We start from the raw sequence: 24,703 nt of genomic DNA, 5'->3' as shown, positions 1-24,703 counted from the left end.
TCCTCATGGCTGTACGGCGAGACCTGCGCCCTCCTGGCGTCGCGCCGCCGCGCCGCGTAGCGGCAGTACCTGTGCCTGCGCGCACGCCCACTCCCTGGCATCGCTGAGGTGGCTCTGGCTGAGCCCGGTATGGGGGTCGGGCTGGATGAGCAGGGTGGGGTAGCCGCGGGCGGTGCGTGCCGCTGCCCAGGTGTGATCGAGGGCGGTGAAGTCGTCGTCGATCCAGATGGCCGGGGCTGTGCTGAGCCAGGGGTCGACGTGGTCGCGTTTCCAGAGGTAGCCGTTGGGGTGGCTGGTGGTGATCTGGGGGCGAGGCAGATCGAGGTAGGTGAACTCGGGCAGGCCCAGGATCGGACCGATGATGCTGGTGGCGTCCTTGCGCCAGCTCGTGCACCACACCGGGGTGACGAGGCCGCTGGCGAGGAGGCCGGCCAGCGCGGCCCCGTGGTCGGGGTTGAGCCAGATGGGGACGGGGTCGTCGGGGTGCCGGCCGGTGGGCAGGACGGTGTGGCGGACGTGGGTGGGCGGGGTGCTGCCGTCTGCGGCCGGGAAAGGTATGAGGACGCCGTCGATGTCCAGGAGGAGGTAGGGCAGAGTCATTGGTGCCTCCGGGGTCAGCGTTTGCGGGCGGTGATCAGGAGGGTGGTTGGCCACGGGTCGCGGCGCGGGTGACGCAGCTCTAGTGCCGAGGTGATGCGCAGGCCGGTACGCCCGAGGTGTGCGCCCCAGCGGTGGGCGTCGAATTCCCAGCGGGCGAGGGGCAGTCGGGTGCGGTCGGGCATGGTGACGTAGTCCTCGCGCGGACGGTCGTCCGCGGACGGATGTCTTCCGGCCCGGGCTGGGTGGGGGACGGAGAAAGCCAGGACGCCGCCCGGCTTGAGGCGCCGGGAGATGGCGGCGAGCAGAAGCTCGGGGGCGACGAGGCCGACGGCGCCGAAGACGGAAAAGACCCCGTCGAACGTCTCGCCGGTGGCCTGCAGGTGGTGCAGTGCGTGGCCGGCGGCGAAGGTGGCGCCGTCGAGGTGGCCGTAGTGGGACCGGGCGCGGCGTATCTGGAGTCCGACGAGGTCCACGCCGGTGACGCGGGCCTGGTGGTGTTTGGCGAGGTGGGCCACGTTGTGGCCGGGGCCGCAGCCCAGCTCCAGGAGGCGCTTGCCGCGCAGGTCCCGTCCCAGAATCTCAGCTCCGGGACCGAGGCCTGCGTGGGTGCTCCATTCCATCCGGACCGGTGCGGTGAGCGCATGGGCTGGGGAAGTGGCTATGCGCTGGGCTGCGTGGGCGTACCAGGGGGAGACCTGGGCGAGCACCTAGACCTCCAGGAGTTGGACCACGTCGCCCAGGTGGCGGCGGACGACGGGGATGTACGCGGGGTCCTTGGCCGGGTCGTTGATCCAGCGGATGGCCTGCTCCATGAACCACTCCACCGCCCACATGCGGTGCCAGCCCAGGGCCCATGCCTCGGCGGTCAGGCCGCCCCGGGCAGCGAGGGCATCCTCATGGCCGCCTGCGGTGACGTACTGCTCCAGGAAGACCCGCAGCCGGATAGGGCTCGGCGTGTCGGTCGTGCCGTGGTAGGAGGCGAGGTCGATCAGGCCGGGGCCGGTGAAGGCGCGGGCGAAGTCGAGGAGGTGCCATCCGTTCTCACCGACGTGGACGCTCGTGGGGTGGAACTCGGAGTGGACCCAGCCGAAGGGTTCCAGCGTCGCCCCCTGGGCGCGAGCATCAGCCGCAGCGGAGATCTTTCCCAGGGCCGTCTCGATGTCGTCGCAGTCCGTCCAGCGGTCTGCCTTCCGCAACCGTTGGAGGTGATCGAGGGCTCGGCCGGGCAGGGTCGTTAGCCCCGCGCCGTCGAGGAGGGGCAGGCCGCCTGCCGGGCGGGCGGCGTGGAGCATGACGGCGGCGGCGACTCCGTCGAGGTCATCGGCGCCGCGGACGGGGGTGCCGAGGTCGTCCATGAGCATCCCGAGCCACTTGTCCTGCATGGCGGTGGCGTGGAGCTCGGGGACCGGCAGCCCGCGCTGGTGGGCCAGCCGCAGGGCCTGGGCCTCGCGGTCGAAGGGCTCCTTGGCGTACTTGAAGACGGCCGTGGTGCCGTCGGGGAAGGTGACGCGTTCGACGCCGGACATGCCCCAGACGCGGATCTCGGCACGTTCGGGGAGGGGCTTGCCGACGAGGGCGCACAGGTCGTCCAGCAGGGCGGCGGTCAGGCTCTGGTCCATGGGGGTGACTCCAGGGGGCTGGTGGGCGCCGGGGCGGGCGAGCGGGTCGGTCCGCCCCGGCGCCGTAGTGGGGTTGGGGTTACTCGGCCGCGGTCACGCGGTGGGCGTAGACCTGCTCGATCCAGCCCGCCTTGAACTCGGCCAGGTCGTCACGGAAGTTCGCCATCGAGGCACCGTAGGGTGCGACCACCCCGCCGGACTGGTCCGGCACGGACTGGCAGCCGTGCACGAGCCGGCCGCCGAGTGCGGCGTGGGCCTTGATGGACTCGATCCGGCGGTGCTCGTTGAACCAGCCGCCGTGGTAGACCTCGTCCAGCATTCCGCCCATCTCGTCGTCCAGGTCGAAGACGACGGAGGTGGCGGCGGGGAAGAACCAGCATGGCCCGACGTTGGAGATGTGCCCGTCCAGCTCGACCTTGTTGAGCGCCATCAGGGTGGCCGCCTCGCGCAGCATCCGCAGATGCTCGGCGGTGATCTGCGGCAGACCGAGGCTGCCCAGGTGCTCCTCGCGGAAGAGGTACGAGTAGACCCCGTACGCCGTCACCAGGACGCGGGCGGCGTCGGAGGTGGACTCGCCGTGGTTCTTGATGAAGTCGAGCGCGAGCTGTTCGACCGCGTTCTCGGCCGTCTCGTCCACGTCGAGGAGCTGGGTCTTCACCAGCTCCCAGTCAGCGACGAGCCAGGTGTTGGACTCGAAGCGGAAGAAGTACTCGGCCGGGTCGATGGTGATGCGCCGGCCGTCCACGTGGATGCCGGGCAGGCGGCTCCAGCGCGGGTCGAAGGCGTCGGGCAGTTCGACCGTGATGGTCGCGGTGTCGATGGTGATCACCGTGTCTCCGTCTCTGATCGTCCGGGCCGAGGCATACGAATGCCCGAGCCCGTTGGGGCGTACGGAACTTGGGGGCCGCCCGGCCCGTGAGTGGGCGGCTGTTGATAAGTGAACCGCCCGCTACGCAGAGTGGGTACGGTGTGACCGAGGCCAAGTGGTATACGCGGTTTACAGCTCCGAGGCGGAGGAGATCGTGCCAGCGCCGAGCAACCCCAACTCCCGTCTGCGTGAGGTGATCAGCGCCGCGAGGTGCACGTACGAGGCACTCGCCAAGGATGTGCGCCGCATCGCAGCCGAGAACGGCGACCTGCTCCAGACCAACAAGTCGGCCATCTCGCACTGGGCAAACGGCACTCGAGTCCCCTCAGGCCAGGCGGGCCAGTACCTTGCCGAAGCGCTCTCCCGACGGCTTGGTCGCGTTGTCACCCGAACCGAGATCGGTCTCCAGTCACCTGACACGGAGGCCCCGCCGGGCACCGATCCCGTCACCACGGTCACCGACCTCGGCCGCGCGGACGTCGAGCGCCACCGATTCCTCGCCATCGCAGCCTTCACCACGGCCGGCGTAGCCATGCCGCTCCTGCACGACCATGAAGCCACCTCGCGGATGCTCCGCGCCCGTACCGCCCGCTCCCTCGTCGGCGGTGATGACATCGACGTCGTACGGCAGATCACTGCGGCCTTCAGCGCCGCCGACGAACGCCTCGGCGGCGGCCACGGACTGACCACCGTCACCGCCTACCTCGCCGACACCGCCGCACCCATGCTCCGGAGCCGCTTCCCCTCCGAAGCCTTGCGCCAGGCCGCCTTCGGCGCCGTCGCGGAACTCGCCTATCTCGCCGGCTGGAAACACCACGACCTCGGCCAGGAGGGCGCCGCCCAGCGCTACTACCAGGTCGGCTATCAGCTCGCCTGCGAAGCCGACCCCCACGGCCACGCGGCCTGGATGATGCGCGCCCTGGCCCACCAGGCCCTGAGCCTTAAGCAGCCCCACCACTGCGTCGACCTCGTCGAGGGTGCCCTCTCCCGCGGCCTCGGCCACGTCGACGGCCAGACCGAAGCGCTCCTCCACATCACCCACGCCCGCGCCTACGCCGCCACCGGCGAGAACCCTTCGGCCGCCCGCGCTCTCCTCGCCGCCGAAGACGCCCTCCTGCGCGAGGACGGGCCTCAGCCCAGCTTCTCCCGCGTCAGCGGCCCCGCGGCCGGCACCGTCACCAGCCACACGGCCCGCACCCTGACCGACCTCGCCGACCACGTCGGCACCGAGCAACAGCACCGCGACGCCCTCACCCGCTGGGACCCGGAGAAGTACAAGCGCGTCCACGCCCTCACCCACGCCGACCTCGGCGACAGCCTCGCCGCCCAGGCCCGCGCCGACGAAGCCGTCGCCGCCTGGACCCAGGCCCTCGTCCTCATGGAAGGCATGACCTCCGACCGCACCCGCAAGGCGATCACCTCGATCCGCTCCACCCTCGCGGTCTACCAGCGCCGCCGAGTACCCGGCGCCGCCGATCTCGCCCGCCGCGCCCGCGAGGCCCTCGCCTAACATGCCCAACAATCAGCCCGATGAAGGGAAATGCACCGTGGCTCAGCAGACCGACGACCGCTCCCCCGCCCTCAAGCCGGCACTCGAATCGATGACCCTGCTGGTCGCGGCCGTCATCGTCCACGACCAGGCCACCGGCAGAATCGTCCTCCTCCAGCGAAGCGAGAACGCCAAGTTCGCCCAGGGCATGTGGGACCTCCCTGTCGGCAAGAGCGAGCCGGGCGAGCCCATCACCGAGACCGCGGTCCGCGAGCTTTTCGAGGAAACCGGCATGACCGTGAAGCCGGAGTCGCTCAAGGTCGCGCACATCATCCACGGCGCCTGGGGCGTCGAAGCCCCCAACGGATTCCTCACCGTCGTCTTCGCCGCCCACGAATGGACCGGCGAACCCGAGAACCGCGAGCCTCGGAAGCACTCCCAGGTTCGCTGGGTCGACACCGCAGATCTGCCTGCCGAGTTCGTCCCCACGACCCGCAGCGCCTTGGTCGCCTTCCTCGCGGACGGGGCACAGGTCTCACTCAACGGGTGGCTCTAGATCGAAGACAGGGGCATCATGACCGATTCACCTTGGGACTCAGCTCTCCCGCCGATCGAGCCCTTCTACGCCTTCAACGGTGTCGGCGAACCGATCACTCTTCACCGTGGCGAGATCCACGGTGTACAGGACACCGGCATCCCCGGGGAGGTCAGTCTTCGGTGCTCGCCGGTCCTCGGCGTCGACTGGAGCACCACTCCCGTTCCGGACGCGCGTCCCCGCACCCAAGACACGGCCGCCCTCCGGCTCCAGCGGCCGCATGGGCAGGCCGAGGTGGAAGCCTGGGCCCGGAGCTACGACGAGGGGTGGATCAATGGAGCCGCTCTCGGCGAGAGTGATGCGCCACTTACCCGCCTCGTGGCCCACTGGTTCAACCTTCCCAGATTCAAAGGTCACCAGGACCTGACAGACCGGATCGACGGCGCTGATCGGTTCTGGTCGGGCGGCCGCTGGTCACACGAGGTGGACGGTTGGAAGATCCATCTGGACGTCCGGCCGGATCACAAAGAGATCTGGGACGAACTGCTCAAGACCCGGCTCTACGCGATGACCCACACGATGCAGATCAGCCGTACTGATGGACGGCAGTTCACCGCCGCTGAGGCGCGCCACCTACTCGTGGCCCTGCACTTCGGCATGTCCTTCTGCCTGGGCCGGTGGGTCGCCCCTCTTCTTCCCGTGGGCATCGGAGCTGACGGGGGCGTCGTCTGGGAGGAATGGGCCGCCCTGCACTGTGATCCCGCCAAGTCGCTGTCCTCGGGCTGGTGGCAGCCGTGGGACCCCGAAGCGCTGGCCAGGTTCATGGACGGACTCGTGCCGGCGTTCTCCGACCCCGTCAAGGCCGAGCCCCTGCGACTGCAGATCAGCTACGCGATCACCGCGATCCGGGACCAGGGATTCGTGGAGCAGCGGGTGATGATCGGTGCCGCCGGGCTGGAGCACGCCATGTGGCAGAGGCTCGTCCTGGCCGGGGTGCTGACCCGCCGGGAGTACAAGAACACCCGAGTGTGGAAGGCCCACATCAAGCTGCGCAAAGTCCTCGAGGGGATCAACGTCTCCCTGGACATCGACAAGACCCAGCTGCCCGCCATGGCCCGCTTCATCGACGAGGCTCTACAGCGGAGCGGGGAGCAACTGGACGGGCCGGAGGCCGTGACGAGGATCCGCAACTCACTCGTGCATCCTGAGGAAGCCCAGAAGAACATCTACGAGATCCCGGACCTCGTCACGGAAGCCTGGCTGCTCACCCGGCACTACCTGTCCCTGCTTGTCCTTGAGTCACTGGGCTACCGAGGGCCTCACCAGAATCTGGCACGGATACGCGGCTGGGCCGGCGAGACCGAGGAGACGCCCTGGTCCTGAGCCAGAACTGGCCGGGGGACATCCAAGCCCTTCGATGAAGTGGTCGATCCGCCTCCGCCGCCTCGGGGCGTGACCTTCCGCTTCGGTCGATAAGCACCCAGGTCACCGGGGTCGGATGCGTGAGCGATACGTGAGCGGACCCGACGGGAAGAGCCGGTCTGACGTGGATGCAGCGGCACGCCGAATCCGTCTGACCTGGAACTTCTGGACTCCGCCGGATCTGGTGGGACGCCCCGGCATGATCTTGCCTGGACTCTTAATCCGTTGGTTGTCGGTTCGAGTCCGACATGGCCTACTGCTCGCGGGCGGGGGGAAACCCTCTGACCTGGCACTTAGCGCCCCAACTGGTTTCGGCCAGATGGGGCGCTAAGTCGTTTCCGGGCCCGTGCGTGAGCGGATGGCCCGTCATCTCCTGGTCAGGAGGCGGACGGACGGGCACGAGGCACCGGCAACCCGTCGGCTACGCCTTCGGAGCCACCCAACGCGAAGGCGCCGAATGGTGGCAGGGTCACCAAGCGACCCCGCAGCCGGCCTCAGGCACCCGCACGTACGCCCTGTCCGAACTCATGGTCCGCTCCCCCTGGCGCAGGACCGGCACTGCCCACCAGATCCACGAGACCCTCCTCGCAGTCCGCCCCGAATCCCTGGCCGTCCTCCTCGTCGACAGCGCCCACCCCAAGGTCCAGAGCCTTTACGAGTCCTGGTCCTACACCCAGGTAGGCACCCAGCAGCCCTTCCCCGACAGCCCGCTCTTCGCGGTCATGGTCCGCACGCTCCAGGGCTGAGGCCTGATGCGGTGCCTCTTGCCGGGCGTGACCCTGACGAGCCAAGATCGTTGGCAGGCCATGAACAACACGACCCGCATCCTTGCCGCCGTCGCCCTCGCGGGGGCCGTCGTCGCAACCGCCTCTTCGGCTCAGGCTGATACGGGCTTCGAGCCCCGGTTCAGCCACGCCATCACGGACACCCTTGTCCCCGAGTTCGGATCGCCTGCACTCCTGCGGGTAGGCGGAGCCTTCATCGATGGTGTGGCCGATGTTGCCCCTGTGGCCGCTCCTGATCAGTACTGGCGCTGAGCCGATCGGCACCCCGCCCCACGCTGCTCGTAGGTTGGGGTTAACCCATCTGACCTGCTACTGAGCGCCCTACCCGGTTCCGACCAGGTGGGGCGCTCAGTCATTTCCGGGCCGGTCGGTGAGCGGACGGCCCGTCACCTCCTGGTCCGGAGGTGGACGAGTGGGCAGGGGCACCAGCTTGGCCCCCGTTCCCGCGCCGGGCGCAGCGTGGCGGGCCCCGACGATCGCGTAGCAGCTGGGCGAGCCCAGAGACGTTTCCTCCGGCGCGTTCGGGTGAGTGATCCACCGGCGCCTTGATCGTCGCCAGACGCATCCGCTTGCATCCAGTCAGTGATCAAGCTGTCTTGGCCGGTCAGGAAGCGGGGCCAACCGCTCGCCGGCGTTACCCGGCCGCCCGCCCGGAGTGAGCCGAGGCGACCGAGAAGAAGGAAGAGCCACGACCCACAGCATCACCAGGCGTAGCCGCGCCATCGCCCTGACCGTTGCCGCGCTGGTATCGGTCCCCGGCCTGGCCGGCACGGCGACCGCGGCCCCGGTCGACATGTACGCGCCCTATGCCCGAGCCGCCGCGAAAGTAGCGGCAAACGGTGATCCGCTGGCGGTCAAGAACGCCACGTCCACCAGGGTCAGCACAGGGAATTACTGCGTCACGGTGTCGGACCCCGACCCCATCGACCTGGCGAACGCGGCGATCCAGGTCACGAGTAACGGCGCCTGGGCCACGTTCATCGTCACCGGACGGCCGACCGCCACCTGCGGCAACGCCACGGACGCCATCACGGTGCACAGCGTCCAAAGCAACACCATCACCTGGGTCGACACGGCGTTCACCATCACCGTGCACTAGCCGCGCCTACTGGGTGTGGCCCGGCCGGTCTGCCGCTGGAAGCGCGTGTGGAGGGTGACCGGGAAGGGCGCCGGGGACGACAGGGGCGAGACCCCCTATGCGCCCGGTCGGCCGACACCGTGGTCCGCAGGCGGGCCACGCCCAGCCCAGCACTGCAAAGCTCCTCGGGCGATCCTGGCGGCCATCACCGGCTCCAGCGGGCCCGCGTGGATCAGGCGTTCAACCTCGCCACTACCTAGATGCCCCCCATTCACTCCGGCCGCCGTGCACACGTGTGGCGGTATCCCGCCCCAGTAAAGGAATCCCGTGATGACCCTGCTCTCCACCACGCGGTCCAAGATCGCAGCCGCCGCAGTCCTGGCCGCGGTCACGGCCTCGGTCGGCACCGCCGTTGCCTTCGCCTCCCAGGCCGGTCCCGCGCGCGCCCCGTACGCGCAGGCCGGCGCCTTGGTCGAGTACAACGGTGCCCTCTCCCAGTCCAAGGGCATCGCCCCGGTGCAGAAGCCCTCAGCCGGCACGTACTGCATCAAGTTCACCGACGCCCGCCTCGACCCGCAGAAGCTCATCCCGACCGCCGTCCTCGGAGCCAGTGGCACCACCCCGTGGGACGCCACCATCATGGTTCGGACCGACCCGTGGGCCGCCTGCGGCAACGCCACAGACACCGTGACGGTCTTCACCGGCACCAGCGCTGGCGCCCAGGACCTCCCCTTCTACATCGCGATCCACTGACGGGCCGGAGCACGGAAGTGGCGACTCGGCCGTGACGTGACCAGGACCGCGCGGGTTGGGGCCCACCACCGGAGCCACGCACCGCCCGAGTTGTACGCGAGAGCCCTGGTCAGCGACGCCGAATGCGTGAGCGATGCGTGAGCGGACGTGCTGGCACGGGCCGGTCTGGAGCGGATGAGGTGCCACAGTGCGGCGCTCTGACCAGGCGTTTGCGGACCTCTGTGGACCGAGCGGGATGGCCCGGCACGATCTTGCCGGGACTTTTAATCCGTTGGTTGTCGGTTCGAGTCCGACATGGCCTACTGCTCGCAGGCAGGGGCTGACCCCTCTGACCTGTTACTGAGCGCCCCACCCGGCTTCGGCCGGGTGGGGCGCTCCGTGTTTCTCGCAGACGGCGAGCTCACTGTCCGATCCGGCCCGGGGCCAGGCGGCTGTGGAGTTCTGTGGTCATGGCGTGGATGGCCCGGGTGAGCTCGGTGTTGGTCTTCAGTTCCAGCTCTGATTCGACGAAATCGTGATCGGCCTTGGCTTGTTGGAAGGCCGCGGCGCGGTTCTGCCCGATCATGACGAAGGTCGACAGGAAGATCGCCTCCAGGGAGACGACGAGGGTCAGCGTCGGCCAGGGGGACTTCTCGATGAACAGCGTCCAGACCGCGAACCCGACCGCGTGGATGTAGACGAACATCATGGAGCCGGCGAACTGCGTGATGGCGTCCGCGACGCGCAGCTGGATGTCGGAAGCCCGCTTCAGCCGGTGCGCCTCCACGACGGGGTGGTGCCGCTTGTGTTCCCGGGGGCTGCTCATGGACGGCTCCGATGTTCCTTATGGGACGGGGGTGTCGTGCGGCCCGGGCGAGAGCGATCCGCTTCTCGCCCGGGGGCGCTTCTCGTCGTGACGGCCGGTCAGGTGCGCGGCGGGAGCCAGCCGTGCTGGACCGCACGGGCGCGGGCTTCGAAGTGGCTGCGCGCAAGTGGGAAACCTGCGGCCCCCGCCGTGTTTCATGGCTCTGACCTGCGGTTATTGCCCTTCCGGGGGTGGCTCGGACGTTAATTGGCGGAGGCCTCCCCCCGGATGGCGTAGAGTTTGGTTTACCGACGCGGGGTGGAGCAGCTCGGTAGCTCGCTGGGCTCATAACCCAGAGGTCGTAGGTTCAAATCCTGCCCCCGCTACTCAGTACGAAGGCCCGGTCCCCTTTGGGGGACCGGGCCTTCGTCGTGTCTGCCGTGTCCGTGTCCGTGCCCTCACCCGAACGGTCCCGTCCGAGTCGCCGTACGGGCCCTCCAGCCCCCAGCCTTGGGGGGCGAGGCGGACCGGGCGGCAGGAGAGCAGCGTGGCGGGGCTGGGCCGGCAGGGCAGGGGCGAGCGCGTCTTCGGCGCGGTCGCCGGCAGCGCCGTGATCCGCCGGATCGTCAAGATGCTCCCGGGCACCCTGATCGTCCTCGGCTTCCTCTTCGACGTGCTGACCCCGCCCAGCTTCACCGGATCCCCCTTCTTCTCCGCCGCCCCGCTCATCGCGGCCCCGCTGTTCTCGCTCCGGGCCACCGTGCTCACCGGGATGCTGGCCACCTTCGCCGTGGTCGTGCTGCACCTCTACAACGGCACCACCTTCAAGGTGGAGGCCATGACCGAGCTGGCCACCGTCCTGACCGTCTCCGGGCTGGCCACGCTGATCAACATCGTCGTGCGGCGCGGTACGGAGCAGCTCGCCTCGGCGCGCGGGATCGCCGAGGCCGCCCAGCGCGCCGTGCTGCCGACACCCGCCGAGCGGATCGCGGGCCTCCAGGTCTCCGCCTCGTACGAGGCCGCGCAGGCGGACGCCTCCATCGGCGGCGACCTCTACGCCGTGCAGGACACCCCGTACGGGGTGCGCCTCGCGGTGGGCGACGTACGGGGGAAGGGGCTCGGGGCGGTCGAGGCCGTCGCCGTGGTGCTCGGGGCGTTCCGGGAGGCGGCCGAGAGCGAGCCCACGCTGGAAGGGGTGGCCCGGCGGCTGGAGCGGGCGCTGGCCCGGGAGGGGAACCGGCGCGACAGCCTCGACGCGGTGGAGGGGTTCACCACGTGCGTGCTCGGCGAGATTCCGCCCGGCGCGGGCCTGCTGCGGCTCGTCAACCGGGGCCACCCCGAACCGCTGCTGCTGTACGCGAACGGCGGCCTCGCGGAGCTGCCCCCCGTCGAGCCGGCGCTGCCGCTGGGGATGGGGGAGCTGGGCGGCTGGCCGGACCGGGCCGAGGAGTGGCCCTTCCCGGAGGGGGCGACGCTGCTCCTGTACACGGACGGGCTGACCGAGGCCCGGGACGGTTCGGGGGCCTTCTACGATCCGGCGGCCCGGCTGCGCGGGCGGGTCTTCCCCGGGCCCGACGAACTGCTGAGCGCGCTCGCCACGGATGTCCGCCGTCACACGGGCGGCGCGGCGACGGACGACATGGCCCTGCTGGCGGTCTCCCGGCCGGGGGCGCGGCAGCCGAACCGGCGCCGGACGGTGCGGGTGGTCCCGAAAGAGCGCGGGGTGTGACCGAACGTGACCGAAGGAGCGCGCTCGGCAAGCAATCTGACGGACCATCAATGTGAAGATGTGGCGCGAGGGGTGGGAGGGGTGGCCGTTTTTTGCCCGGGTTGATTCACGAGTGCGGTGATAAGTTCTGGCCAGAGCTGTGCAGTCGGTGGCTGATTGTCGTTAACGATCAATCGCAACTGCTTGGAATCACTCCCCTTTCTCTATTACCGTTCGATAACGCAGAGCGGTCGTCCCAGCCGTCGCAAGAGACGGCACCGTGCGCGTGCTCGCCCATGAGGAGTGTGCCCCGGTGGCCTCCAACTCGCCTGCCCCTGAAGGCATCGACGTCCAGGAGCAGCCCACCGCCGGAGCCTGGGGCGAATGGAACCCCACCGAGGACTCGGCCCGGCCGCCTCGCGGAAAGCACCGCGTGCTCAAGCAGCGCGGGGGACTGGCCCGTTCCTCCACCGTCCTCGGCGTCGGCGTGATCGCCGCGGTCGGCGCGGGCGGCATCGCCACCGCGCAGGACCGGCCCCAGGTCGCCATATCCCTGCCGTCGCTGCCCTCCCTTCCGGAGTCGCTGGGGGGCACGGACCAGGACTCCGCCGACGGGGAAGCCACCACCGGGGACGCGGGCGCCGCGCGGTCCGCGGAGCAGGCACGGACCGGGATCATCCCGCAGCAGGCCAACCGCCGCTCCGACGCGGGCGAGCTGCTGCGCAGCCGCATCCTCCAGCAGGCCGAGTCCCAGCAGGAGGCCGCCGCGGCCCAGGAGCGCGCGGAAGCCGAACGGGTGGCACAGGAAGCCGCGGCCCAGCAGGCCCGCGATGCCCGGGCGGCCAAGGAAGCGGCCGAGAAGGCGGCGGCGGAGGCGGCCGAGAAGGCCGCGGCCGAGGAAGCGCGCCAGGCGCAGGCGGCCAAGGAGGCCGCCGAGGCCAAGGCCAAGGCGGAGAGCGCCGCCCGGTCGGCCGGATCCTTCTTCCTACCGACCTCGGCCTACACCCTGACCTCGCACTACGGCGACTCCGGCTCGATGTGGTCCTCCGGCCACCACACCGGCCTGGACTTCGCCGCCCCGACCGGCACCCCCGTCAAGGCGGTCGGCGCAGGCAAGATCACCTCCGCCGGCTGGTCCGGGGCGTACGGCTACCGCATCGTGCTGGAGCTCCCCGACGGCACCGAGATCTGGTACTGCCACCTGTCCTCGATGTCGGTGACCGGCGGCTCCGTCGCCGGGGGCGACACCATCGGCCGGGTCGGTGCGACCGGCAACGTCACCGGCCCCCACCTCCACCTCGAAGTGCGCCGGGGCGGCGTCACGGTGGACCCGCTGTCATGGCTGACGGCACGGGGCCTGAACGTCTAGGACCCGGTACGAGGCCAGGTGCGCGGACCGGCGCCGACCGGTCGAGCGGAACGCCGGGCGACCTGTCGGGCGAGCTGTCGGGCAGGCCGCCGAGCGGGCTGTCGAGCGGGCCCGGCGAGCCCAGCGGGCCCAGCGGGTCGAACCGGGGTGGGAGCAAGTCCTCGAGCACCGCCGCCCGGGACAGCGCCGGGCCCGCCGTCGCGCGGCGCAGCCACAGCCGGCGCAGCAGCTCCCGCTCCCGCCCCGCGAAGTCCGGCTCCCGGGCCGGACCGCCGCTGCGCGCCCGGTGACGTAGCAGGGCAAGGGCCGCGGCATCGGCCTCGTACAGCGCGACCGCCCGTCCCGCCGGCCGGCCCCCGGTGCTCCGGGCCAGCGCGCGGGCCAGGGAACGCGCGGGCATCGACACCAGCGCGGGCACCTCGGCCGGGCTCAGCCAGCCGGCGGCCGCGTACAGGGCGAGCTCCCCGGCGACGGCCCGCAGTCGGCGGCGCCGTATCCACACGGCCAGCCAGGCCAGCAGCCCGAACACCGGGACCATCACGCAGCCGTAGACCACGTAGAACCCCGACTCGCCCAGGTCCGAGGAGCTGTTCCACAGCGCGTGCAGCCCCATGGCCGAGGCCAGGCCGAGCACGGGCAGGCCGATCCGGCGCATCCGGCCCACGGCGAGCGCGGCGGCGCCGAAGCCGAGACCGGTGGCCACGGTGAACAGCGGATGCGCGAAGGGGGACATGATGCCCCGCACGAAGAACGTCGCCGCCGTCACGGAGTTCAGTACCCCGGTGCCGTTCTCGACGTCCTCGTCGAAGGCGTTGCCGAGATAGAGGATGTTCTCGGTGAAGGCGAAGCCGGTCGCGGTCAGACCGGCCATCACGAAACCGTCGGAGGGGCCGGTGAACTGGCGTCTCCTGAACAGGAACACCAGCAGCAGGGCGGCCGCCTTGGCGCTCTCCTCGACCACCGGAGCGATCGCCACCGAGCCGAGCTGGTCGGCACCGGAGGGATCGGCGGTGGCCGCGGCTATCCACTCGGTCGCGAAACTGTTGGCCAGTATGGCGATCAGCGCCGCGGCGCACGCGCCCCAGCCGAAGCAGAACGCCAACTGCGCCCACGGATGCGGTGAGGCCCGCCCCACCCAGCGGAACGCCGCCACGAGCGGCGCCACCGGCAGCAGGGCCAGGCCCAGACCGACGAAGAAGCCGGGCGTACCGGTCTGTTCGCGTACGAGTTCCAGGATCGCGATGCCGCAGACGCCGAGCAGCATGACGAGTACACAGGTACGCACGGCGCCGGGAGTACGCGGCACGCGGTACGGCAGCCGAAACGGCCGGGTCGCTCGGAGCACGTGATGACTCTACCGAGCGGACCCGACACGCGGAGTGATGTGTTCAGTTCTGGGCGTTACCCGTGCGCCGGAACAGCAGATCGTGTACGACGTGCCCCTTGTCGAGGCCCTGCCCCTCGAAGCGGGTGAGCGGCCGGAAGTCGGGCCGGGGCGCGTAACCGCCGTCTGCCCGCGTGTTCTCGAACTCCGGCTGGGCCGTCAGCACTTCGAGCATCTGCTCGGCGTACGGCTCCCAGTCGGTCGCGCAGTGCAGGATCGCCCCGGGCGCCATGCGGGTGGCGGCCAGCGCGAGGAACTCGGGCTGGATCAGGCGCCGCTTGTGGTGGCGGGCCTTGGGCCAGGGGTCCGGGAAGTACACGCGGAGCCCGGCGAGGGAGTCCGCCGGCAGCATCTCGCGGAGCAGGATGATGGCGTCCCCGTTCGCGACGCGCACATTGGTCATCCCGCCGCGCTCGGCGAGGGCGAGCAGATTCCCCTGCCCGGGGGTGTGCACGTCGGCGGCGAGGATCCCGGTCCCCGGGTCGGCGGCCGCCATCTGCGCGGTGGCCTCGCCCATGCCGAAGCCGATCTCCAGGACGACGGGAAGCCCGTCGAACATCTCCTTCAGATCGATCACGTCACGCCCGTCGATGTCGAGCCCCCAGGTCCCCCAGAGCCGCTTCAGGGCCTCGCCCTGCCCGGTGGTCACCCGGCTGCGACGGGGCTGGAAGCTCCGGATCCGCCGCTCGTGGTGCGACCCGGCCGGATCGGGCGCGGGCCCGTCGGGAAACCGCGGCTCGGTACGCCACTTCGGAGGCACGTAGCTGGAGGTCGCCTCCGGCGCGGGCTCGGCGGCGGGATTCTGGGGACTCAGAGACTCAGACACAATCCCCGGATTCTACGCGCGCCCACCCCCACCCACGCTGCGGCACCGATCCAGCCGTCCGGGGGGCGGAGCAAACCCAGCCGTCCGGCGTTTGAGGACCGGGGTCTGGGGCGGAGCCCCAGGTCTTTGCAGGTCAGGGCGGAGCCCTGGGAACGGTGGAAGGGCGGGTAGGGGACATGCCCCCCGGCCGCGCCCCCCCGGCCGCGCCCCCCGGCCGCGCCCCATGGGACGGACCGGCCCGAGCCGCGGGGGAGTCGCCCACCGACGTCGCCCAGGGGCCCCCGGGGCGGAGCCCCGCCGTGGTCAGGACACCCGGAGCGACCGGAGGGCCCGCCCGGCAATCTCCCGCCCGATCGGCAGCGAAGCGGTAGCCGCAGGCGAAGGCGCGTTCAGCACGTGCACCGCCCGCTCCCCCTCCCGGATCAGGAAGTCGTCCACCAGCGTCCCGTCCCGCAGCACGGCCTGCGCCCGCACCCCCGCCGCGGCGGGCACCAGATCCTCCCCGCGCACCGCGGGCAGCAGCCTCCGTACCGCCTCGACGAACGCCGCCTTCGACAGCGACCGCCGCACCTCGCCCGCTCCGTACCGCCAGTGCCGCGCGGCCATCCGCCAGGATCCCGGCCAGGCCAGCTCGTCCGCGAGGTCCCGCGGCCGGACCACGCCCCACCCGTACCCCTCGCGCGCCAGCGCCGGCACCGCGTTCGGCCCGACGTGGACCCCGCCCCCGATGCCCCGGGTCAGGTGGACGCCGAGGAAGGGGAAGGCCGGGTCCGGCACCGGATAGACCAGCCCGCGCACCAGATCGGGCCGGGCCAGGTCGTAGTACTCGCCCCGGAACGGCAGGATCCGCATCTCCGGGTCGTCCCCGGCCAGCCGCGCGATCCGGTCGCACTGCAGCCCCGCGCAGTTCACGAGCACCCGCGCGCGCACGACGAGCCCGTCGCTCGTCCGCACCGCCACGCCCGACGCCCGCCGCGCGATCAGATCCACCGCTCCGCCGTAGACGATCTCCGCCCCCGAGGACTCCGCGAGCTGCTGGGCGACCCGCCCGTAGTCCACGATCCCCGTGGTCCCGACGTGGATCGCCGCGAGCCCGCGCACTTCGGGCTCGTACTCCGAGATCTGCGTCGGCCCCAGCTCCCGCACCGGGATGCCGTTCTCCCGGCCCCGCTGCACGAGCGCGTGCAGCCGCGGCAGCTCGTCCCGCTCGGTGGCGACGATGAGCTTGCCCGTCACCTCGTGCGGGATGCCGTGCTCCGCGCAGAACTTGACCATCTCGGCCGCACCGCGCACCGCGAAGCGCGCCTTGAGCGAGCCCGGTTTGTAGTAGATCCCGCTGTGGATCACACCACTGTTGCGGCCCGTCTGGTGCTGCGCGGGGCCGTCCTCCTTCTCCAGGACGACCACCCGGGTCCCCGGAGCGAGCCCCGCGAGCGCATGCGCCGTCGACAGGCCGACGATCCCGCCGCCGATCACCAGCACATCGCAGTCCAGCCTGCCGATGCCGCCCACGCCGCCGCCCACACTGACACCTCCCACCCCTGCATAGTGCACCCCGCCACTGACAACGAGGCCACGCGGGGCCTATGCCGGGGTTACCAGCAGAGGCCTGGCCCGCTCGCGCAGTTCGGCGACGCGCGGTTCGTCCCCGTACGGTTCCAGCCGGTGCAGGAGGTCCCGTACGTACTCCGTCGTGCGGGCCGACGAGATCCGCCCGGCGACCTCCACCGCCCGGGTCCCCGCCGCGCACGCCGCGTCGAGGTTCCCGGACTCCAGCTCGGCCACCGCGCTCACGACGAGCCGCAGCCCGTGTGATCGTACGTACTCCTCCGTCGGCCGGGACAGTGCCTGTTCCGTGAAACGCCTGACCTGGCGCGGGAGTTTGAGGTCGCGGTAGCACTCGGCCGCGTCCGCCGCGAAACGGTCGTACGAGTAGAAGCCCAGCCAGGTCGGATCGGCGTCGCCGTCCCGGGCCCGTTCCAGCCAGCCCTCGGAGGCCCGCAGCGCCGCCCCGGCGGCCGCCGAATCGCCGGCCTTCGCGTGTGCCCGGGCCTCGACGAGGCGGAAGAAGCTCATCGTCCGCGCCGTGGCCAGGCCTCGGTTGCGCTCGACGGCGGCCTGCGCGAGGTCCACGCCCTCGTCCGGGAAGTCCCGGTAGGTGGCCTGCAGGGACATCGACGCCAGCACGTACCCGCCGAGCGGTACGTCCGCTGCGGCGCGGGCCAGGCGCAGCGCCTGGATGTAGTAGCGCTGGGCGGCTTCCTGCTGCCCGGTGTCGAAGGCCATCCACCCGGCCAGCCGGGTCAGTTCGGCGGTGGCGCCGAAGAGCGCGCGGCCCACCTCGTCGGTGTAGGAGCCGAGCAGCAGCGGCGCCGCGTCCACCCGCAGGCATTCGGGGACCATCGAGGAACGCCAGTCGCCGCCCCCGTACTTGGAGTCCCAGCGGCGGGCGTCCTCGGCGGCCTCGCGCAGCTTGGTCACGTCGCTGTGGCCCACGCGCTGCGGGCCCCCGGCTTCGGGCGCGGCCGGAGCCGGCGCCGGTGGCGTTTCACCCGGAGTCTGGGCGGGCACACCCCCGACATGAGCGCCGGGCGGCGCCGGAAGGCCTTCCGGCGGGGCCGCGCCCGGCACCGGTTCGCGCACCACCGGTTCGCGTGCCACCGAGCCGTCGGCGGGAGATATCAGCCAGCGCGAGGCCGGCGTCGCGTACGCCGACACCGAGAAGGAACCGGCGAGCGACTGCCAGATTCCGCCACCCCCGCGCCGGCCGGCGAGGTCGAGCCGGTAGAGGTCGGTGGCCGAGCGCACGGCCGCGCCGACGTCGCGCGGGAAGGCCAGCCCCACCTCGGGCGCCGGATCCGCGTCCGCGAGCCCGATCTCGTGCAGCGGCACGGGCCGGCCGAGCTTCGCGCCGATGGCGGCCGCGATCAGGTGCGGGGCGGCGCCCTGCGGCACCATCCCCTTCGACACCCACCGGGCCACCGAGGTCTTGTCGTAGCGGAGGGTCAGACCGCGCTGAGCGCCGAGGTCGTTGACCCGCCGGGCCAGCCCGGCGTTGCTGATGCCCGCGAGGGCGAGGACGGCGCCGAGCTTCTCATTGGGCTCGCGGAGCTCCCTGGACATGCGCCACCCCTCGTCACACGCGGAACGCAGACGCCGCCGGGGCATAGGCGCCCGGCATTTCGTAAACCCAGCGTAGTTCCCCGCCTCCCAAGCGTTAAGGCCCCTTGTTCCGTATGGCGGGATTGTTGTCCGTATGCACAGTCGGGCGGGGGCCCGGGGCCGGGGCGCACGTGTCAGCGCGTGCTCCACCCGTGTGGCCGTGCGCCCACCCGTGCGCTCTGGCCGCATCGGGGGCCCGGCGATTCGATGTGCGGTGCGTGGGTCGGCCCACCGCGTTGACCGGGCGGGCCGGGGGATGCCGCTGCCTCAATCCCCGCGGGTGGCGGAACGGTCCGGGGGGTGGATCCCGCCCCCCGGACCGCGCTCCGCGCAGGCTCCGTGCCGGCTCCGCGCAGGGCTCTCAGTACGGTCGAAGAATGGCCGAAACCGACCTATGGGGCGGTCGGAACGGAACGCCAAATACCGCATGGCCGGGGCGTGTTCGTTTATACGTGCGCCCCCTTACCCACTCCCGCACGCCTGTCTCGTGGCAGCATGGACCCCGAGCCACCCGGGGTCCCTCCGGCCGCGCGCAGAGCGCCGGCCGCGCGGTTCGCACCCCGGTCAGGTGCCCACGGGCTGGGGAGGCGGCGGTGCGCTGGTTGGTGGGTTGGAGCAGTATCGCCGCGAGCTTCGGCACGGCCGGACGGGTCGCGGGGCACGGCGCCGCGCACGCCTTCGACCAGGGCCGATACGGCTCCGGCCAGAGCGGATACGCGTCCGGCCAGGGTGGATACGCCTCCGGCCAGGGCGGATCCGGCCCGGACCACGGATCGGCCGCGGCCTACGGCTCCCAGAACGGCTCCCGCCCCGACGGCTGGGGCGACGGCCCGGTCCGCGGCGGGCTCGCCGACGCCGGCCACCCCGACGAACCGGGCGCCGCCGAAGCCGACCGCACCGTGGTCCCCGTCGGAGCCCAGCTCCTCTGGGGCGATCCCGACCCCCTGTGGGCCGTCGGCGACTGGCGCCCCGACGAGATCCGCACCCTCACCGCCGACCCCGCGGACCCCTTCACCCGCCTCGCCGTCCTCGGCTGCTGCGGCGCCACCGACGAGGAACTGCGCCGCGCCCTCTACGCCGCCCGCGGCGGCGCGCTGCGCCACCTCACCCAGTGGCCCGGCAGCTACACCGCCGTCGTCCAGGCCGGCCGCCGCATCACCGTCGTCGGCGACCTGGCCGGTGCGCGGCCCGTCTTCTACACGCCCTGGGCGAGCGGGACCGCGTACGCCACCGCCGCCCTCCCGCTCGCCGACCTGATCGAGGCGCAGCTCGACATCGGCCATCTCGCCGCCCTGCTGGCCTGCCCCGACAGCCCGGAGGCGCTGGGCGACGGCACACCGTACGTCGGCGTACGCCGGATCCCGCCCGGGCACGCCCTGATCCTGCGCGAGGGCTCCCGGGAGATCACCGGGTACGAGCCGGTGGCCTCCCTCGCGGTGGCCGCCCCCACGGCCGACCCCGCGCTCGCGGTGGAGGGCGTACGGGAAGCGTTGGTCGACGCGGTGCGCGCCCGGCTCACGGCTCCGCGGCATGCTCCCGAGCCGCTGCCCTACGACCCCGGGCCCGTCCCCGGAATGGGCCCGGCCGACCGGCGGGCCGCGCGCGGCGCCCCCGCGCCCGTCCCCGGAGTCGGCGCGGACCTCTCCGGAGGCAGCGCCTCCGCGACCCTCGCCCTGCTCGCGGCCGGCCTCCCGGGCGCACCCGGCGCCCTGCTCGGCCGCACCGGGGAACGCCTCCTCGCCGTCACCTTCAACGACCTGGCCACCCCCCAGGGCCGCGAACCCGAACTGGAACGCGCCCACGCCATCGCGTCCGACCCCCGCCTGCACCACGTGGTCGTGGCCGCCGCCGAGGAAGCCCTCCCGTACGCCGACCTCGACGGGCCGCTGACCGACGAACCGGGCCCCTCCCTGGTCTTCGCCGCCCGCGAGCGCCGCCGCCTCGCGGCCGGCTCGGCGGACCACTTCACCGGCCACGGAGCCCGCCAGGTCCTCGACGCCCACCCCGCCCGGCTCGCCGACCTGCTGCTCGACCGGCGCCGGCGCCACCTGCTCCGCCCCACCCTGGCCCTCGCCCGCTCCGCCCCCTCCGAGGGCGACTCCCTCCTCGTCCCCTTCCTCGTCCCCCTCACCGTGTACGCGGCGGCCCGCCGCCTGGCCCGTACGCCCTACCGCACCGGCATGGAGGCGGCGGCGGCCCGCCTGCGCGACGGAGTACCGGCCGCGGGTCCCGGCTCCCCGGTGGACGCTTCGCTCGCGGCCCTGGCCTGGTCCCGGCCGGGACCGGCGGCGGCCTGGCTGACGGGCGAGGCACTGGCCGAGGTATCGATCCGCCTCACCGCCGCCGCGGGCCGCCCTCCCCTCTCGCTGCGCCCCGGGGAGGCCCGGGCCCGCGCCGTCCTGGCCCGGCACGCCGCCGACCACCGGGTCTTCGAGCAGGCCGTGGAGGTCCGCAGCCAGCGGCTGCACGCCCCCTTCCTGGACAACCAGGTCGTACGGGCCGCCCGGGCCCTGCCCGAATCCCTCCGCGTGCAACCCGGCGCCCGGGCCGCCGTCCTGCGCGGGGTCCTGTCCTCCGCCGGGGTCCGGGACCTCCCCCCGGGGTGGGGCGCGACGGCCCACGCCCCGAACGAATCGGCGACCCGCCTGGGACTGCGCGCGGCCCTCCCGCGGCTCCTGACCCTCTTCACGTCCCCCCTCCTGGCGGACGCGGGCCTGATCGAAGCCCGGGTCGTCCGCCAGGCCCTCCTCGACGCGGCGGACGGCCGGCCGGTCCCGCTCGACGGCATCGCCGAACTCGTCTCGATGGAACTGTGGCTGACCCGCCTCCTGGCCCGCCGGGGCACTTGCTGGACCGGCACCTCCACCCCCCGCCGCAGGGCCGTCCCCACAGGAGTCCCCCTCCGCCGCCCGGCATTGTCCTGACCACCGGGCCTCGGCCCCGGCCCTACCGGGCGCCGCGGCCCGCGGCCCCCGGGTGCGACGGCCGTGAGGAACCTGGGCCCTAGCGGCAGCTGATGACGGAGTCGGCCCAGCTCGCCAGCGTCGGCAGGCGGCCGCCCCCGGCGCGCTCCACGACCAGGCGCAGCGTCTTGTGCCCGGAAAGCGAGACGGACACGTTCGCCGCCGGGTCCTCGTAGCCCAGGGCCCGGGACTGCCACAGTCGCTGCCCGTCCGCGTACACGGAGAAGCGGACATTGCCGTCCGTGAGCAGCGACATGCCGTCCACACCGGCCCGCGCGGAGAAGGCGACGCACCTCCGGTTGAGGGTGATCTCCACGGAGGACCGAGAGTTGACGGTGATCCCGTGCGAGAAGCGCTCTCCGCCGATCATCGGGCCCCAGCGCTGCCACACCCAGCTGCTCCGCCAGGTCTCGATCTCGGGGCCCTCGTGGTTCCCGAAGGCGGACTGGCCCAGTGAGGACAGCCGGAACCCCTGTGGGGCCTGCGGCGAAGGCTTGGGAGGCGTCGGTTTGGGGGGCGGTACGGGACTCGGCGTGGGGCTCGGCTTCGGACTCGGGACCCGGCTGGGGCTCGGAGCGGGCGAGGACCGCTCCGGGCTCCGCGAGGGCTTGGGCGCGGCCGGCGCGACGGCCACCGGCGGCGGGGGCGTCTGCTTCTTGGGGGGCGGTACGGATCCTCGTGCCGCCGGCGGCTCCGCCCGCGACGGGCCGGGCTCCGGCACGGAGGGGGCCGGACTCCGCGGCACCGGCACGGCCACGCCCGGCGCCGGGTTCGCGCGGACGGTCGGAGCGGCGTCGTCACCGGCCAGCGCGAACACCACGCCGGCGGCCGCGGCCACCACGACCCCGGCGGCGATGGCCGCCTTGGCCGGCAACCCCAGCCCCTCCGAAGCCACGGCCCCGCCGACCCCCCCGGCCCCGCCTCCACCGGCGGCCCCACCCGCAGCCCCGGCCCCGGCGGCTCCGGCACCACCCGCGGCTCCGGCACCACCCGCGGCCCCGGCACCAGCCGTAGACCCGCCCGCGGCTGCGGCAGCCGCCCCGGCTCCACCCGCGGCGACGGCCCCGCCGGCCACCACCCCGGCCGCCTTGGCCGCGTACCCGGCGGCGAACCACCCGATGACGGCGACCGGCAGCAGCGCGGGAATGCCCGCGTTGACGTCCTTGAGCTCCCCGGCCGCGAGCCGGCACCGGGCGCACTCCTCGAGGTGCTTGCGCAGCCCCCGCTCGGCCCGCATCCGCAAGCCCCCGCGGGCATAGGCCCCCAGCCGGTCGGCGTACCGGGCACAGTCCCCGCCGGAACTCAGCGCGGTGCTCACATGGGCCTGGAGGTACGCCTGCTTGAGGCCCTCGCGGGCCCGGCTGGCCAGTACCGCGGTGGCGTTCGCGCTCAGCCCGAAGAGCGGGGCGATCGCGCTCGGCGACGCCTCCTCGACGGTGGTGTGCCAGAGCACGGCCTGCCAGCGCTCGGGCAGGCTCCGGAAGGCCTGCATCGCGAGGGTCTGCTCGGCCTCGTGCATGGCGCGCACGTCGGCGCCGAGTTCGAGGGTGTCGTCCCCCGCCCGGCCGGGCAGCCCGACCGTGCCGTCGCCGGACCCGGAGGCCTGCTCCGCGAACAGGGCGAAGTCCTCGACCAGATGCTCCCGCTTGGCCGTTTTCGCCCAGGCGGCGGCGACCCGGCGCACGGTGGTCAGCAGGTAGGCGCGCACGGACTGGTCCGGACCCGCCCCGCCCCGTACGGCCTGGAGGGTCCGCGCGAACACCTCGGCCGTCAGATCGTCGGCGGTGTGCCCGTCACGGCAGCAGGTACGGGCATAGCGGCGCACGGCATCGGAGTGGCGGCGGAACAGTTCCTCGTAGGCCCCGTCGTCACCCCCGCGCATCCGGGCGATCAAGTCGCCGTCGGAAGGCGGGAGTTCCCCGCCGGCCCCGGCGGCGTGCCGGCCGCCCGGTTCGCGCTGCGCCGGGACCTGCCGTGCGGGCAGGCTGCCCGCCTCGACCTCGCCGCCGGCACCACCGTGTGGCTCTTCCCGCCCGTCAACGCTCATCGCGGAAGCCCTCGCACGACACACTCAACCGGTCCACCGATCCAGCGTGTCACACGGCGGGCACGCGCCGAACCGGTCTCCACACCTTCCACTCATCCGGGCAAGCCCCGACGAATCGCCGTACGGAGCCTCACCCGTTCGAGCGAGAGGCCCCAGGAAGGAGCCGGTTGACGCCCACCACCAGAACAGCCCTCCGACCTCAGCCGGCCCAGGCCGTCACCGACCTGTGCCACCCTCCGCCGCGAGCCGGCCTGCGCCGCTACCGCCCTGCGCAGCCCCCGTTCCGGGGCCGCCCCGCCCTACGCCGTCCGGGACCGCAGCCCTTCGAGCAGGATGTCGAGCAGCCGGGCGGAAGCCGCCGCCTGCTGCGCCGCGTCCGGCAGCGCGGGCGCGGCCGTCGCGATCACCAGCAGCACATCGGCCACCGTGACATCGGCGCGCAGCGCACCGGCCTCCCGGGCGCGGTCGACAAGGCGGCCGACGACCTCGAGCAGCTCGCCCGCGCCGGCGTCCTCCGAAGGCTCGTCGTCCAGGCCGGTCCGCATGGCGCCGACGACCCGCAGATCGGGCGCCCCGCCGGCCGGGACGACCTGACGCTGGTGCGGTACCCGAGCGGCCTCGTCGACCGCCCCGTCCGCGCCGTCGACCCCGTCCTCATCGGGCCCGCCGACCCGCAGCACCTGGGGCGGCAGCAGCCGCCCGGCGCCCGAGGCCACGGAGGTGCGCAGGAAGCGCGACAGCGCCTGCCACGGTTCCTCCTCTTGGCCGAGGGCCGTGCGGGCCTGCTCGGTCAGCCGCGAGGTCTCCTCCTCGGCTATCCGCCGGACGAGGACGTCCTTGCTGGGGAACCGTCGGTACACGGTGCCGACGCCCACCCGCGCGCGTCGTGCGACGTCCTCCATCGGAGCCCCGTAACCGAGCTCGCCGAAGACCTCGCGGGCCGCGCGAAGTACGTGTTCGAGGTTGCGCTGCGCGTCGACGCGCAGCGGCGTGGAGCGGCCCACACCGTGTGTGGTGGCGCCGCCGGCCATCAGCCGCCCGTGGCTGTCGGTCGCGGAAGCGGCCGACGACAGAGCGGTGGCAGAAGCATGGAAATCGGAAATGTGCATATGTATCCCCCGGTAATTATTTGTCTCCCCCCGGAGACACTCCCCGCCTTCATGTCGAGGGGGGCCACGGTCATGAGGGCCCTGGTCCTACTCCTCGACGAGTTACGAACATAGTTGAGCCAGAGTCAATTCAGAAGAGGCAGCCCCGGACGGACCACCGCCCGATCGGAGCATTCACCCACAATTTTCCGTTCGAAGCCTC

The 24,703-nt window shown here is 72.4% G+C and carries 21 protein-coding genes and 1 tRNA gene; 11 read left to right on the top strand and 11 right to left on the bottom strand.

The features are described from left to right. Positions 1-3 precede the first annotated feature (3 nt). The 4 genes from OG247_RS20540 to OG247_RS20525 form a co-directional block, all read right to left on the bottom strand. Entirely contained in the window at positions 4-600 is a 597-nt protein-coding gene (locus OG247_RS20540) for an HAD domain-containing protein (protein WP_327253622.1), read from the bottom strand. Positions 601-614: 14 nt separating this feature from the next. Beyond that, positions 615-1,307, bottom strand: a complete 693-nt coding sequence (locus OG247_RS20535) for a class I SAM-dependent methyltransferase (protein WP_327253621.1) — start codon at positions 1,305-1,307, stop codon at positions 615-617. Further along, a complete protein-coding gene (locus OG247_RS20530; RefSeq protein WP_327253620.1) occupies positions 1,308-2,219 on the bottom strand; it encodes an aminoglycoside phosphotransferase family protein in 912 nt (303 codons plus the stop codon). 79 nt (positions 2,220-2,298) lie between these two features. Then, positions 2,299-3,048 (bottom strand): hypothetical protein, encoded by a 750-nt coding sequence (locus OG247_RS20525; protein WP_327253619.1) that lies wholly within the window; start codon positions 3,046-3,048, stop codon positions 2,299-2,301. A gap of 193 nt (positions 3,049-3,241) precedes the next feature. Here OG247_RS20525 and OG247_RS20520 point away from each other — a divergent pair, with 193 nt between their 5' ends. From OG247_RS20520 to OG247_RS20490, 7 genes are all read left to right on the top strand, one after another. Continuing rightward, positions 3,242-4,597 carry a tetratricopeptide repeat protein gene (locus tag OG247_RS20520; RefSeq protein ID WP_327253618.1) on the top strand — a complete coding sequence of 452 codons (1,356 nt, stop codon included), beginning with the start codon at positions 3,242-3,244 and terminating at the stop codon, positions 4,595-4,597. 1 nt (position 4,598) lies between these two features. Beyond that, positions 4,599-5,132 carry an NUDIX domain-containing protein gene (locus tag OG247_RS20515; RefSeq protein WP_327253617.1) on the top strand — a complete coding sequence of 178 codons (534 nt, stop codon included), beginning with the start codon at positions 4,599-4,601 and terminating at the stop codon, positions 5,130-5,132. A gap of 18 nt (positions 5,133-5,150) precedes the next feature. Then, entirely contained in the window at positions 5,151-6,494 is a 1,344-nt protein-coding gene (locus OG247_RS20510) for a hypothetical protein (protein ID WP_327253616.1), read from the top strand. 389 nt (positions 6,495-6,883) lie between these two features. After that, positions 6,884-7,279, top strand: a complete 396-nt coding sequence (locus OG247_RS20505) for a GNAT family N-acetyltransferase (protein WP_327253615.1) — start codon at positions 6,884-6,886, stop codon at positions 7,277-7,279. A 60-nt stretch (positions 7,280-7,339) separates the two neighbouring features. After that, entirely contained in the window at positions 7,340-7,570 is a 231-nt protein-coding gene (locus OG247_RS20500) for a hypothetical protein (RefSeq protein ID WP_327253614.1), read from the top strand. 652 nt (positions 7,571-8,222) lie between these two features. Further along, positions 8,223-8,417, top strand: coding sequence for a hypothetical protein (locus tag OG247_RS20495; RefSeq protein ID WP_327253613.1), 195 nt, complete (start codon positions 8,223-8,225; stop codon positions 8,415-8,417). Between the two features lie 309 nt (positions 8,418-8,726). After that, positions 8,727-9,149: a hypothetical protein gene (locus OG247_RS20490; protein WP_327253612.1), complete on the top strand. Its 423-nt coding sequence runs from the start codon at positions 8,727-8,729 to the stop codon at positions 9,147-9,149. Between the two features lie 400 nt (positions 9,150-9,549). Here the strand turns inward: OG247_RS20490 and OG247_RS20485 are convergent, their stop codons facing one another. Further along, entirely contained in the window at positions 9,550-9,954 is a 405-nt protein-coding gene (locus OG247_RS20485) for a DUF1003 domain-containing protein (protein WP_327253611.1), read from the bottom strand. Between the two features lie 291 nt (positions 9,955-10,245). Between OG247_RS20485 and OG247_RS20480 the strand changes: the two genes are divergently transcribed. From OG247_RS20480 to OG247_RS20470, 3 genes are all read left to right on the top strand, one after another. Continuing rightward, positions 10,246-10,319: transfer RNA gene (locus tag OG247_RS20480), tRNA-Met, on the top strand. Between the two features lie 161 nt (positions 10,320-10,480). Beyond that, on the top strand, positions 10,481-11,662 hold the full coding sequence (locus OG247_RS20475; protein ID WP_327253610.1) for a PP2C family protein-serine/threonine phosphatase: 1,182 nt from the start codon (positions 10,481-10,483) through the stop codon (positions 11,660-11,662). 292 nt (positions 11,663-11,954) lie between these two features. Continuing rightward, complete coding sequence (locus OG247_RS20470; protein ID WP_327253609.1) at positions 11,955-13,010, top strand: M23 family metallopeptidase; 1,056 nt, start codon at positions 11,955-11,957, stop codon at positions 13,008-13,010. On the opposite strand, the gene OG247_RS20465 is transcribed toward OG247_RS20470, so the two are convergent. From OG247_RS20465 to OG247_RS20450, 4 genes are all read right to left on the bottom strand, one after another. Continuing rightward, positions 12,961-14,274, bottom strand: a complete 1,314-nt coding sequence (locus tag OG247_RS20465; RefSeq protein WP_327257557.1) for a PrsW family glutamic-type intramembrane protease — start codon at positions 14,272-14,274, stop codon at positions 12,961-12,963. The genes OG247_RS20470 and OG247_RS20465 overlap by 50 nt on opposite strands. Positions 14,275-14,398: 124 nt before the next feature. After that, positions 14,399-15,220, bottom strand: coding sequence for a tRNA (guanosine(46)-N7)-methyltransferase TrmB (gene trmB, locus OG247_RS20460; protein WP_327253608.1), 822 nt, complete (start codon positions 15,218-15,220; stop codon positions 14,399-14,401). A 303-nt stretch (positions 15,221-15,523) separates the two neighbouring features. Beyond that, a complete protein-coding gene (gene lhgO, locus OG247_RS20455; protein ID WP_327253607.1) occupies positions 15,524-16,759 on the bottom strand; it encodes an L-2-hydroxyglutarate oxidase in 1,236 nt (411 codons plus the stop codon). 45 nt (positions 16,760-16,804) lie between these two features. Continuing rightward, positions 16,805-18,343 (bottom strand): sporulation protein, encoded by a 1,539-nt coding sequence (locus OG247_RS20450; RefSeq protein WP_327253606.1) that lies wholly within the window; start codon positions 18,341-18,343, stop codon positions 16,805-16,807. A 632-nt stretch (positions 18,344-18,975) separates the two neighbouring features. On the opposite strand from OG247_RS20450, the gene OG247_RS20445 reads away from it, so the two are divergent. Next, complete coding sequence (locus OG247_RS20445) at positions 18,976-21,306, top strand: asparagine synthase-related protein (RefSeq protein ID WP_327253605.1); 2,331 nt, start codon at positions 18,976-18,978, stop codon at positions 21,304-21,306. Between the two features lie 79 nt (positions 21,307-21,385). On the opposite strand, the gene OG247_RS20440 is transcribed toward OG247_RS20445, so the two are convergent. Together OG247_RS20440 and OG247_RS20435 are read right to left on the bottom strand one after the other, a co-directional pair. After that, entirely contained in the window at positions 21,386-23,392 is a 2,007-nt protein-coding gene (locus OG247_RS20440; RefSeq protein WP_327253604.1) for a sigma-70 family RNA polymerase sigma factor, read from the bottom strand. 299 nt (positions 23,393-23,691) lie between these two features. After that, positions 23,692-24,501, bottom strand: coding sequence for a TetR/AcrR family transcriptional regulator (locus tag OG247_RS20435; protein WP_327253603.1), 810 nt, complete (start codon positions 24,499-24,501; stop codon positions 23,692-23,694). Between the last annotated feature and the right edge of the window lie 202 nt (positions 24,502-24,703).

Source organism: Streptomyces sp. NBC_01244 (assembly GCF_035987325.1).
Lineage (GTDB): Bacteria > Actinomycetota > Actinomycetes > Streptomycetales > Streptomycetaceae > Streptomyces.
The sequence above is the reverse complement of the archived record's forward strand: the minus strand, read 5'-3'. Positions and strand labels throughout refer to the sequence as shown.

Excerpts from the sequence above, each read along its gene's own strand:
- OG247_RS20540 (WP_327253622.1), bottom strand. The coding sequence starts at position 600 with ATGACTCTGCCCTACCTCCTCCTGGACATCGACGGCGTCCTCATACCT.
- OG247_RS20490 (WP_327253612.1), top strand. The coding sequence starts at position 8,727 with ATGACCCTGCTCTCCACCACGCGGTCCAAGATCGCAGCCGCCGCAGTC.
- OG247_RS20500 (WP_327253614.1), top strand. The coding sequence starts at position 7,340 with ATGAACAACACGACCCGCATCCTTGCCGCCGTCGCCCTCGCGGGGGCC.
- OG247_RS20530 (WP_327253620.1), bottom strand. The coding sequence starts at position 2,219 with ATGGACCAGAGCCTGACCGCCGCCCTGCTGGACGACCTGTGCGCCCTC.
- OG247_RS20465 (WP_327257557.1), bottom strand. The coding sequence starts at position 14,274 with ATGCTGCTCGGCGTCTGCGGCATCGCGATCCTGGAACTCGTACGCGAA.
- OG247_RS20485 (WP_327253611.1), bottom strand. The coding sequence starts at position 9,954 with ATGAGCAGCCCCCGGGAACACAAGCGGCACCACCCCGTCGTGGAGGCG.
- OG247_RS20435 (WP_327253603.1), bottom strand. The coding sequence starts at position 24,501 with ATGCACATTTCCGATTTCCATGCTTCTGCCACCGCTCTGTCGTCGGCC.
- OG247_RS20450 (WP_327253606.1), bottom strand. The coding sequence starts at position 18,343 with ATGTCCAGGGAGCTCCGCGAGCCCAATGAGAAGCTCGGCGCCGTCCTC.
- OG247_RS20510 (WP_327253616.1), top strand. The coding sequence starts at position 5,151 with ATGACCGATTCACCTTGGGACTCAGCTCTCCCGCCGATCGAGCCCTTC.
- OG247_RS20440 (WP_327253604.1), bottom strand. The coding sequence starts at position 23,392 with ATGAGCGTTGACGGGCGGGAAGAGCCACACGGTGGTGCCGGCGGCGAG.
- OG247_RS20515 (WP_327253617.1), top strand. The coding sequence starts at position 4,599 with ATGCCCAACAATCAGCCCGATGAAGGGAAATGCACCGTGGCTCAGCAG.